Source organism: Nostoc sp. (genome assembly GCF_036917615.1).
GTDB lineage: Bacteria > Cyanobacteriota > Cyanobacteriia > Cyanobacteriales > Nostocaceae > Nostoc.
On record NZ_JBALCZ010000011.1, the window covers coordinates 26,637 to 38,270 of the forward strand.

The window sequence follows — 11,634 nt, forward strand, 5'->3', positions numbered from 1 at the left end:
TACTCCACTGCTTTTTTTGTAAGAGGATTAATCCAATGTCTGCGTTAAATCTTAAAGTTCAATTCATCGAGTATCAACAACCACCCCTAGACAGTGGTACCTATCAAGTTACGGTTGAGCAAACAATTAAAACCAAGACTTCTGAGAAAATTTCCGAGGAGAAATTTTCGCAAGTTCTTGACTTCGTTGTTACGGGACATCGCTTTGCCGCGCTAACTGTTAATGATATTTACGCAGTCTTTCCACCCGCCGGAAACTTGGGGGAGCATACTAACGCCCTGCCCCACATTACCCTTAAGCGTGGCACCTTACCTTGGGAGCGATCGGTTAATGTAAATGATTCCGATCTGCCTTGGGTAGCCCTATTATTGTTTCGAGAATCAGAAAAACCTACGCCGCAAACCATCAAATTAAAAGACCTCAAATCCACTCTTAGCAATGTCGCTAAATTCCCAGATTTCGCTAATGAACCTGGACAAACTGAAGAGGATGAACTCACCGTTATTGACGTACCCAAAAAACTTTTAGCGCAGATTATTCCTACGCAAAAAGAGGTAGCTCTCCTCGCTCACATTAACGTACTTACTGATGCTGGTGACTCGCCTCTGAGCGAACCTTTGGCAACCGTGTTGGGCAACCGATTGCCTCAAGCAGGCGAAGTCAGTACAGTCCATTTGGTGGCTCTGGAAAACCGCTATAAAGGTAGCAAAGAAAAAGGAGAGTTTGACTACCAAGGAGCGGGAGATAACGACTTAATCCGTTTAGTCAGCTTAACGAGTTGGAGCTTTGCCTGTGTCAATAATCAGCACAATTTTTCGGCATTGCTAAAAAAGCTCGATCGCACACCGGATACCCTCAGACTTCCCGAACCAGAGAATAGTGAGGCTAAGGACTACCTAAATCTGGGCTATGTACCTCTAGCACACGCTCTCCGACAGGGCGATAAAACTATTTCCTGGTATCACAGTCCCCTCAGTTCGGGTAAGAGTCCAGATCGGCTGTCTGCGCCAGTTCCAATGGCTGACGCGCTAATGCGTTATGATTCTAGTAACGGTCTGTTTGATGTTTCCTACGCTGCGGCTTGGGAATTAGGGCGGATGCTAACTCTCCAAAACCAACGCCTTGCTGTTGAGCTGTTTAACTGGAAGCGAGCTAATGCTCAAACTCTGAACAAGTTGCAGCTACAGGTACTCCATTTGCCTTTCCAAGGAGAAGCCAGTGATCCTAAAGTTAAGTTACCAGAAGCGATCGCCACTTGGTTCGCTGATTTAGAACTCCTCAAAGGCATTCCCTTCAACTATCTCGTTCCCGATGAACGCTTACTTCCACCAGAATCTCTCCGGTTCTTTTGGGTAGATTCTTATTGGGTTGACTGCTTGCAAGATGGAGCTTTTAGCATCGGGCGAGTGACTTCCTCTGACTTACAAACAGATACTCAAACAAGCTCTAGCGTGTCAGACACGAGAGCCGATGAACTAATCACTGGCTTGTTGTTACACTCAGAGGTAGTATCAGGCTGGCCCGGTTTAGAAGTAGAAGGTTATAACGTCCTCATCAACGATAAAAGTGTTGCTGACCCTAACAATAAACTGACAATCCTACGAAAAGAGCGGCTGTCAGATAGTATATTACTCTGTTTGTTTAAGGGAGAAGTGAATACGGTTGACTTTTCTCTCAAGTCACAATCGGTGAATTGTGGCGTAGATCCGATTAATAAAGTAGCAGGATCTGACAAACTTCAGATTGAAAAAGGATTGCGAAAACTCGATGGCGACCAGGGAGATAAAAAGATGAATGTTTCTTGCAAAGGTGAAGTTAAAGGAGTGATTGATATTAAGGCATTAGCAGGTGAGATGGCCAAGTTAAATGAGAAAAAAGAAGAAGATTTTACTTCTGCTCAATTTGCCCTGAGCATGATAGAAGGATCGCAAAAAATTAGATTTGTAAGCAAAGAAATAATGACTAGAGCACCAGTCCAGTAAAAGATATTGACAAATTAGGCAGAATATGTTGTCGGTGTTTTATCCTGTGACATTTTCAATAACAAAACCCCTACTTCCGGCATTATATATTCCTGCATTTGACTGCGTACTACTTCTTCGATCAACCCTGACGCTAGTTAGTTCCTCTATGGAAGCGTTTTTGTAGAGTTATTTTAGCGATCGCACCAGCGTGTTCGATCAAAAGCTGGTTTTATTCTTCACTCATGGGTGTTCTGGTAGATAGCGACCGCTGTGATTATCCCTTGAGAATCTCAGATTTAAATTCTCTTTATTGGAAGAATAAAAACTGGGATGCACCCCCGTTTAATCTCATCTTAGAAGCAAAACCTTAAATTTTAGAAATAGCGATCGCTTCACCACTGAAATGGATTGCGATCGCGACTTTATCCGCCAGCAAGTCATCTGTCTCATAACCCCGTTCTGGCCCAGATAAAATAGCGGAACCATCCGTAATTAAATCGCGCCAGAATTGCAAAGCAGCGTTCCCCTCTGGGGTTGCCGCAGGCATCGCTCCTTGATTATCTTGCAAATCTACTGCTGCCGCATTCTGTGAATCACCACTCACCAACTCGCCGCCACCACTCCACATAAACGGTAGCCAGGTGAATACTGTAAATTCTCCCTTTCCTAAAGGCAGAAACATCCCATATTGATCTGGTCGTCCATCGCCATTGGGATCACGAGTTAATTTCCTCGCAACTTGTCTAAACTCCTGGCAAGTGCGAGGTAATTCAGTAATCCCCGCTACCTTAAACAAACTCGGACGGTAAAAAATACCAACATTATTTGTAGCAAAGGGCACAGACGAAATCTTACCGTTGTATTTCATTGATGCATACAAAGTGGGGTCAATTTCGGCTTTTATGGGAGATTTTCCGAGCATTTCATCCAAAGCTAAAATAGCACCAAGTTCCACCAATTGACCTGCGATCGTTGGGTTATACCACAACAAATCTGGGGGTGCATTTCCTACCACCGCCGCTAAAATCTTGGGCATTTGCTGATCCTGTTGCCCAACAGAAAGCGACTCTACTTGAATATCTGAATGGGATTGATTGAATTTGTCTACCAGTTTTTGCAGCACATCCCGATTTGGGGGCGGATTTACACCTTGCCACATGGTTAAATGAATTACTTTATCTTCCTTACACCAGGTAGAATACTTTGTCATCCAACTAAAGCTAGTATGCCCACCAATAATCCCAGCAGCAACCTCCGAAAGTAGTGTGACACTTTCTTTCTTTTTCGCTTGACACGGCGAGGAGGGAAAAAAATCGTGCATAATGTTGATTAAAATGATTGGTCAATTCTCTTAGTTCTCTCACAACAAATTTGTGACTCTGATCTAGCCTTGCACAATTATCTGAAGTCATGGTTTTTGCCAGCAAATATATTCTAATCTTGAATAGAGTTTTGATAATTTCAGATTATGGCAGGACACAGTAAATGGGCAAATATTAAGCGCCAAAAAGCGCTAGTAGATGCAAAAAAGGGAAAAACCTTCACTCAGTTATCCAGGGCGATTATCGTTGCTGCTAGAAGCGGCGTACCAGATCCGGCGCTGAATTTTCAACTTCGCACAGCGATTGACAAGGCAAAGGCTGCAAGTATCCCCAATGATAATATTGAACGAGCGATCACTAAAGGTGCAGGCACTTTTGGGGGGGATAATGCTAGTTTTGAAGCGATTCGCTACGAAGGTTACGGCCCTGGTGGTGTAGCGATTTTAATCGAAGCCCTCACAGATAATCGCAATCGCACTGCTGCTGACTTGCGTGTAGCTTTTAGTAAAAATGGTGGCAATCTTGGTGAAACAGGTTGCGTTAGCTGGATGTTTGACCAAAAAGGCGTTTGTGTAGTGCAGGGTGTGGTTGACGAAGAACAGCTTTTAGAAGCATCTCTCGAAGGCGGTGCCCAGTCTTATGAAATGACTGAAGATGAGATGGCTGAGGTATTTACTGAGATTGCAAATTTAGAAACCCTTAGCCAGACACTCAAAGACCAACGCTTTCAGGTGACTGACGCCGAATTGCGCTGGATTCCCAGTAATAGTGCAGAAGTTACTGATCCGGAGCAGGCGCGATCGCTTTTCAAGTTAATTGATACTCTAGAAGGCTTGGATGACGTGCAAAATGTCACAGCTAATTTTGACATAGCAGAAGAGTTGATGGCTCTCAGCATTTCTTAATTAAAATTAACACCGCCATTATCGCCAAATAGCACTTATTCAAAAAAAGTATAAAATATCATGTTAATCTTTGAAATGCCAGCAAGTATTATGGCTGTGAGTATTTTCTAGCCAAGTATTCCCCGTAAATCTTAAATTTTACGGATGTAAAAATAGACATGAAAGATTCATATCAATTACAAACTGATGACATATGCCTATTGGATAGTTGGATTGTTGATTACCTGATGAGGATTTTCGAGTGAATAAGTTCGCTAAAGTTTTACTTTTGGCTTTAATATTTGCTGCCCCTGTAACCGTTTTTACTTCTGTTGCTCAAGCTAAAACTATCCATACTGGTAGCGTAAAAGCTGGTAAAGTTTATCACAAGACACATCACAGACATCACAGGCATCATGCTAAAAAGCTAATTCATAGATAGTTACTATTACGCGCAAAAGTTTTTAGTAGCTCTGTAATAAAGTTTAGTGTTGGTTTCTCTTAAAAAATAATTGTATTATTTAAGCCCGCTGGAATCCCTACCAATCAGCGGGTTTTTTTGATTAACTTGCTTATGAGAGTGCGATCGCGTAAAAAGAAAAGTTAAGATTTGATATGAAATTAAAATAAAAAAATGGTTCTACCATACCTCTTATGCCAAATAGTTGTCATGAAAGGAACTTTTTGTAGACCTTTCACTTGGATTAATGAGCATAAAGAAAGTTAGTAGAACCCCAAAAACTCGTTACAAACCGTCGTTAATTCCCAAGATTTAACTGTTTACGCTTCCGGGTGGAAAGAATACCGAATGCACCCATTGCTAAAAGACCAAGTACAGAAGCAGGTTCAGGAACTGTTTTGAAACCTTCTGGCGGTTTTTCTGCAAAGTAAACTTCATCCAAAAAGTTTCCTATTGTGGGATTACCACCAGCAGCAGATACTGAGTCAAACTGCCAGCGTGTTTTACCACCAGTGGCAACAGTTGCACCTTGATATTCTACCCAAGCTGTGTTATCAGTGCTGTATAGTTGGCTGAAGAGAGTATTGTTAGTAGCAAGGTCGATAATAGACAAACGCATCGTATCTATACCTTGACGACCTTCATGGAAAAATCGCCAAAACATAGTTGAACCAGCTGTAGTGTCTACATCTTGATATAAGCTAGATACTTGATTAGCATTGAGTTCAGCATATTGATCTGTGCCTAATGCTCCAGCATGGAACAGTCTACGAGTTTGAATTTCAATTTTATTATCTGTAGCTGTAGTCTTCCATCCAGGAACAAGAGATGCATCTATCGAATCCCATGACTTATTACTAGAGACAACAGGCTGCTCAAAACCACCATTTATTAAGCCTGTAGCGTCAGCTTCTTGTGCATTTCCGACAATACCCAAGGACAGAGCCACAGATCCAATAGTTACCACAGCCAGTTTGCTAATGTTTTTCATGTTCACTGATGTATAAGTGTTTCGAGACTTCTCAAATATAAGTTTCGGTACTCCATGTTTGGGTAAAGACCCCGTAAAATAGCGGTCAAAATATATAAAACTAGTATTTATTTTTACAGCAAATATTTAAATTATCCTACGTTATAATACTGAATTTATTGGGAGATGCTTGCTAGCAAAGCGACTCAGCTCGTTATATATCTGACATAAAAAGTCTGTTTAACTTTCGTAACCTTTGGTGGGAGTCAGCAGCGAGGTTTTTCAATCTTTGCCCTTCTCAACTTGCTCAAAGGGGCGCGATCGCGTAAAAATAAGAGTTAAGACGCTGTAACCTAACTTAACAATGGCCCTAACGCAGCTTGAGCAAATTTCCCCTCAACCAACACCGCCAGATGAGCGGGGATATGAATATGATTTGGTAATTGTCGGCGGTGGGATTATTGGGTTAACTCTAGCCTCTGCTTTAAAAGATTCTGGGTTGAGTGTGTTGCTGATTGAGGCAAAAGTGGCATCAGCTGCGGTAGCTAAAGGGCAAGCCTATGCAGTTCACATGCTTTCGTCACTAATTTATCAAGGAATTGGAGTTTGGGACAAAATGTTGCCTCAAATCGCCAAATATTGCCGAGTTCGTCTTTCTGATGCCGATTATCCCAATGTGGTGGAATTTGCTACAGATGATATAGGTACAGCAGAGTTGGGTTATGTGGCGGAACACCAAGCGCTGTTGCAGCCTTTGCAGGAGTTTGTCCAAAATTGTCCAAATGTGACTTATCTATGTCCGGCTGAAGTGGTAAATACGCAGTACCAAAAGGACATAGTAGCGATAGATATTAAAGTTGCCGATCAGTTACGGTCAGTCAAAAGCAAATTACTGATAGCAGCAGATGGGGCGCGATCGCCGATTCGTCAAGCTGCTGGTATCAAAACTCTGGGCTGGAAATATTGGCAGTCTTGCATAGTTGCATTTGTCAAACCAGAAAAACCGCACAATAACACCGCTTACGAAAGATTTTGGTCTAGCGGGCCCTTTGCGATTTTACCTTTATCGGGTAACCGTTGCCGCATTGTCTGGACAGCCCCCCACGAAGAAGCAAAAGCTTTATGTGCTTTAGATGATCAGCAATTTTTAAAAGAACTCACCCGTCGCTATGGCAATCAGATGGGGAAATTGGAATTACTGGGCGATCGCTTTGTATTTCAGGTACAACTCATGCAAAGCGATCGCTATGTTCTCCCCCGATTAGCATTAATTGGTGATGCGGCGCACAATTGCCATCCTGTCGGCGGACAAGGTTTAAATCTGGGCATTCGGGATGCAGCGGCTTTAGCGCAAGTAATCCAAGCAGCGCACCTAGCGGGTAAAGATATTGGCGATATTCAGATTCTTAAAGGTTATGAACGCTGGCGCAAGCTAGAGAACCTGACGATTTTAGGTTTTACCGATTTGTTAGATCGGATGTTTTCTAATAATTTCTTACCTGTGGTGGTGGTTCGTCGCCTGGGTTTATGGTTTTTGCAGCGAGTACCTATATTAAAGGTGTTTATGCTGAAGTTAATGATTGGCTTGAAGGGGCGAACTCCAGAATTGGCAAAAGATAAACGCTACACCACAGCAGCTTGAAAAATCTGGTTTGGGGTGAGATTCAATTCGGGAAAAGTATGGGAAACAATGAGATCGCTATCTCGAAACTTACTTATCTGATATTCCCCATCAACTAAGTTACAAACGGTGATTGTCGGTTGTTTGGGGTTACCGATAAAATTACGTCCACCCAAGGCAGCATAATCGACAATCCAGTATTCCAGGATACCCATCTCTTCATACTCAGCATATTTTAAATAGTAATCGTCTCGCCAGTTGGTTGATACAACCTCAATCGCCAAAGGTATTGATGCACCTAAACTAACGATAGATTCTTTTTTCCATAATTTTTCGTTTGCCAGATTTGCACGGTTTAGCACTAACACATCTGGGATGTAACCAGAATCTTTTTCAGCAGGTCTAACTATAACTTGGTTGGGCATGAAGTAGGGCAATCCTAGACGTTTGATTTCAACAGGAATTTCAATACCTAAAAATCCTTTAACTTCCTCATGTTCCCCTACTGGTTGCCCCATTTCAACAATTTCTCCGTTATGTAGTTCGTACCGTACTCGTCGATTTTCAGGTAGCCAATCGACAAATTCCTCAAAGGTTACTAGCTTGGGTATGGCTTGAGTCATGACTTTTGAGAGTTATTGCTTTGGAAATATTATCTCTAATCTAGGGGACTTCGGACAGCTTTTCTACCACGGTTAAGTCTGATGTGCGCCCAGTGGATTAGACTTTATATAAGAAGTAATAAAAGGAACCTGCCGCATGGGTGTTGAGGTGTTTTTCTCCTATTCCCATAGAGATGAAACCTTGAGAGATGAGTTAGCAAAGCATCTCACTATGATGAGACGGCAAGACATTATTGCTGCCTGGTATGATCGTGACATAACGGCTGGTAGTGAGTGGGCAAATAAGATCAATGTACATCTAAACTCCGCCCAAATTATTTTATTGTTAATTAGTGCAGATTTTCTAGCTTCAGACTACTGTTATGACATCGAAGTAAAACGGGCAATGGAACGACATGAAGTTGGGGATGCGTGTGTAATCCCCATTATTCTCAAACCTGTAGATTGGCAAGGAGCACCTTTTGGCAAACTTCAGGCACTTCCTAAGAACGCGGAACCTATCACTACTTGGGCTGACCGAGATAAAGCTTTTTTGAATGTAGCACAAGGGATTCGGAGGGCTGTTGAAACAATCGTTTCACGTAACTCAACAGTTCAAGTGGCTTCAAATAATCTAGAACAGCCAAAAGCTACTTCGCGGCGTCAGAAAATACAGCAGCAAATCCAGCTTTTGCAGGCAATTATCGATGATGCACGAACTACCTCAAACGTTGCAAGTGTCCGTAAACACTTCTTGCAGTGGAGGAAGGAGACAACCGACTTTCTTTCAGAAGAAGTCGGTAAGCAGGAATGGCTTGCCTTAATTATGATATGTCCACATGGAAAATTCAGCACTGATCAGGCTCGTTTGATCAACGAAGCAACACAAATTCGCAACTACTTACTCACACTATCTCAAGAACTCACTTAAGAGGAACTTCACAATGCCATCAAAGAATTTTTCTAGCAAAGAAGTCGATGTAGCTGTATTGGTTAGGGAGTTTCGTGAGTTTTTTGAGACACAAAATTACAAGGTTGACTTTAAAGAGGGAGCGGCAGGTGCAATTATTTTAGATGCAAATCAGTCTACGCTCATTCGTGACTGGCTTGGTCTTTCGCTGAGGACAACAGTTAGGTTAAACACTGGTTCTGAAGTAACCCGTATTTGGATAGGAAATCAAAAATGGGTTGACAAAATTATTATAGGATTTATTGGTATAGTACTTTTGTTTCTGGCAAAATCTTATTATCCCTATGGGAATACACCTTTGCTTGTAGTCATTGTTATTGGTTTATTAATAATACTTCCTACTGTTGGTGCATATTTACAGCTCAAAATTACACAAGAAATATGGAATGTGGTTGAGAATCATATGGCACTTCGACATACATCAATCTCTTAACGTGAGGGTTTTGGGTGATGCGTTACGCTGGCGCTAACGCATCCTACTTTTCTTTCATGGCTGCTTTGTGTTCCGACCTTAAAGGAAAAGGGCATTCTATGTAAAGACAAGCAACGTTGATATCAAGCAGCCACTAAACAGATGATTCAACAAAAATCCCCTATATTCCCTCATGGGCTAAGGCAAATCGGAGGTATCGTTGTTTTGGCGATCGCCTATTATGGAATGGCTGAAATTTCACGGCATCTTGCCTCCACACCGAACAATGTGACTCCAGTTTGGCCCCCGGATGGAATTGCTGCTGGGGCTGTTCTGTTGTTTGGTAACTGGATCGGGTACGGTGTTTTGCTGGGTTCATTTCTCGCCAACTTCTGGGCGTTCCGAGATTCAACAAGTTTCTTATCCCTGGTGATTTCAACGCTGCCAGTTCTGTTAATTGCGATCGGAACAACCTTGGGGACTATGTTGGGTGTCTTCCTGCTGCGGAAAACTACCAATCTTCACTATCCCTTAGAACGTGTCACCGACGTGTTTAAATTTTTGATCTTAACCGGCATGGTGGGGCCGATCATCAATGCAACTGTTGGAGTGGCTTCCTTGGCGTTGAGTGGTAAAGTTCCCTGGACAGCGTATGGGACAGTTTGGTTAACCTGGTGGATTTCTAATGTTTCGGGAATTTTTATCGTCAGCCCGATTCTGCTTAGTTGGGGGCAATTCATTCAAAAAAACCGACATCCAATCTGGCAATGGTTATCCCTCAGTTCAACCTCAGAGGATTGTGAAAATCTCCCTGATCTTCGAGACTCAAGAGCAAAGTCACGCCCTTTTAGATTCTGGTTAATCGTAGAGCCAGTTATCCTGATGGGGTTGGTCATTTTCATCAGTAAAGTTGCTTTTAGTGAGGGATATCACCTGGAGTATATGTTGATTCCGATGTTGATCTGGTCTGCCTTTCGACTGGGGCAACCGGGTGCAACGCTGTTAACTTTTATTGTGGCTGCGATCGCAGTGATCGCAACCGTTAATGGCAAAGGTGGTTTTGTGGCTGCGGATCTCAACCAATCTTTGATGCAACTGCAATCGTTTATTGGCGTGATTACACTCACCATTCTTGTGCTAACAGCAACGTTCGCAGAACGAGCACAAGCAGAAACCAAGCTGCGTTTAGCTTTTGCCGAATTAGCCAGAACCAATGAAACTCTGGAAGTTCGAGTTCAGCAGAGAACTGAAGAATTGAATGAAAAGAATACGACTCTGAAGCAAACCCTACAAACGCTTAAACAGACTCAATTACAGATGCTTCACAGTGAAAAAATGTCTGCATTGGCACAGATGGTGGCAGGGGTTGCACATGAAATCAATAACCCGGTTAATTTCATTGATGGCAACTTAATTTATCTTTCTGAGTATATCCAAGATCTGCTGAGAGCATTGCAAGTTTACCAACAGCACTATCCAAATCCAGCTGAATCCCTGCACGCAGAATTGGATAAACTTGAACTGGACTTTTTACGGTCAGATGTTAACAACATTCTTCAATCCATGAGAATTGGTACCGAGCGGATCTCTACTATTGTGTTATCGCTGCGGAACTTCTCACGCTTGGATGAGGCAGGATTGAAAGCGGTAGACATTCATCAAGGGATTGATAGTACCTTAGTGATTTTGCAACATCGATTGCAATCGACAGCCGATTGCCCCCAGATCCAGGTTATTAAAGAATATGGTCAGTTACCACTGATTGAATGTGATGCTAGCTCCCTTAATCAAGTGTTTATGAATCTTTTGAGCAATGCTGTTGATGCATTAGAAGAATCTAATCAGGGGCGTTCGTTCCAAAATATTTCAGCCAACCTCAATACCATCTGGATTCAGACTCGTCAAATCGATACAAACCAAGTGATGATTATGATTTCTGACAATGGAATAGGCATTCCAAAAGAGATTCGCTCTAAACTATTTGATCCTTTCTTCACCACCAAGCCCGTTGGCAAAGGTACTGGTTTGGGTTTGTTTATGAGCTATCAAATTGTGACCCAGAAGCATGGCGGTAATCTTTCGTGTAACTCCACACTAGGGCAAGGCACAAAGTTTGTGATTGAGATTCCTGTAAAAGCTAACAGGATTGCTTGAGTAAGCACAATTTAGAGAATTTCCAGAAGCGATGCCTGCGGCGGTAAACTACGCATTTGCTATTTCGGTGATGCCTATGGCTGCTCATCTTAAAGTAGACCCAGTAGAGAAGACTACGACCCCCTGACCGCAGAAGCGTCTACAGACTTCTCTGATGATCTGATAAACCATTTATGATATACCAAAGATAGATGTAATAGTATCTAATATGTGCTATTTACTCAGTACTGCTAACTGTAGGATTGAAAATTAGGATTTTTCTACATAAAATTAAA

At 42.3% G+C, this 11,634-nt stretch carries 10 protein-coding genes; 7 read left to right on the plus strand and 3 right to left on the minus strand.

Features of this window, described 5'->3' with window-relative positions; all coding sequences use genetic code 11:
- Window positions 1-35: 35 nt before the first annotated feature.
- Window positions 36-1,982 carry a hypothetical protein gene (locus V7K85_RS01515; RefSeq protein WP_334810903.1) on the plus strand — a complete coding sequence of 649 codons (1,947 nt, stop codon included), beginning with the start codon at window positions 36-38 and terminating at the stop codon, window positions 1,980-1,982.
- A 349-nt stretch (window positions 1,983-2,331) separates the two neighbouring features.
- Here the strand turns inward: V7K85_RS01515 and V7K85_RS01520 are convergent, their stop codons facing one another.
- Complete coding sequence (locus V7K85_RS01520; protein WP_442940531.1) at window positions 2,332-3,285, minus strand: extracellular solute-binding protein; 954 nt, start codon at window positions 3,283-3,285, stop codon at window positions 2,332-2,334.
- 147 nt (window positions 3,286-3,432) lie between these two features.
- On the opposite strand from V7K85_RS01520, the gene V7K85_RS01525 reads away from it, so the two are divergent.
- Entirely contained in the window at window positions 3,433-4,191 is a 759-nt protein-coding gene (locus V7K85_RS01525; RefSeq protein WP_334810904.1) for a YebC/PmpR family DNA-binding transcriptional regulator, read from the plus strand.
- Window positions 4,192-4,432: 241 nt separating this feature from the next.
- Complete coding sequence (locus V7K85_RS01530) at window positions 4,433-4,612, plus strand: hypothetical protein (RefSeq protein WP_334810905.1); 180 nt, start codon at window positions 4,433-4,435, stop codon at window positions 4,610-4,612.
- A gap of 316 nt (window positions 4,613-4,928) precedes the next feature.
- Here V7K85_RS01530 and V7K85_RS01535 read toward each other — a convergent pair whose 3' ends face one another.
- Window positions 4,929-5,621 (minus strand): PEP-CTERM sorting domain-containing protein, encoded by a 693-nt coding sequence (locus V7K85_RS01535; protein WP_334810906.1) that lies wholly within the window; start codon window positions 5,619-5,621, stop codon window positions 4,929-4,931.
- A 343-nt stretch (window positions 5,622-5,964) separates the two neighbouring features.
- Here V7K85_RS01535 and V7K85_RS01540 point away from each other — a divergent pair, with 343 nt between their 5' ends.
- Window positions 5,965-7,242 (plus strand): FAD-dependent hydroxylase, encoded by a 1,278-nt coding sequence (locus V7K85_RS01540; RefSeq protein WP_334810907.1) that lies wholly within the window; start codon window positions 5,965-5,967, stop codon window positions 7,240-7,242.
- On the opposite strand, the gene V7K85_RS01545 is transcribed toward V7K85_RS01540, so the two are convergent.
- Window positions 7,224-7,844: a Uma2 family endonuclease gene (locus V7K85_RS01545; protein ID WP_334810909.1), complete on the minus strand. Its 621-nt coding sequence runs from the start codon at window positions 7,842-7,844 to the stop codon at window positions 7,224-7,226. The genes V7K85_RS01540 and V7K85_RS01545 overlap by 19 nt on opposite strands.
- Window positions 7,845-7,980: 136 nt before the next feature.
- Here V7K85_RS01545 and V7K85_RS01550 point away from each other — a divergent pair, with 136 nt between their 5' ends.
- From V7K85_RS01550 to V7K85_RS01560, 3 genes are all read left to right on the plus strand, one after another.
- Window positions 7,981-8,754 (plus strand): toll/interleukin-1 receptor domain-containing protein, encoded by a 774-nt coding sequence (locus V7K85_RS01550; RefSeq protein WP_334810910.1) that lies wholly within the window; start codon window positions 7,981-7,983, stop codon window positions 8,752-8,754.
- Window positions 8,755-8,767: 13 nt separating this feature from the next.
- A complete protein-coding gene (locus V7K85_RS01555; RefSeq protein WP_334810911.1) occupies window positions 8,768-9,226 on the plus strand; it encodes a hypothetical protein in 459 nt (152 codons plus the stop codon).
- Window positions 9,227-9,367: 141 nt separating this feature from the next.
- Entirely contained in the window at window positions 9,368-11,359 is a 1,992-nt protein-coding gene (locus V7K85_RS01560; protein ID WP_334810912.1) for an MASE1 domain-containing protein, read from the plus strand.
- Window positions 11,360-11,634 lie beyond the last annotated feature (275 nt).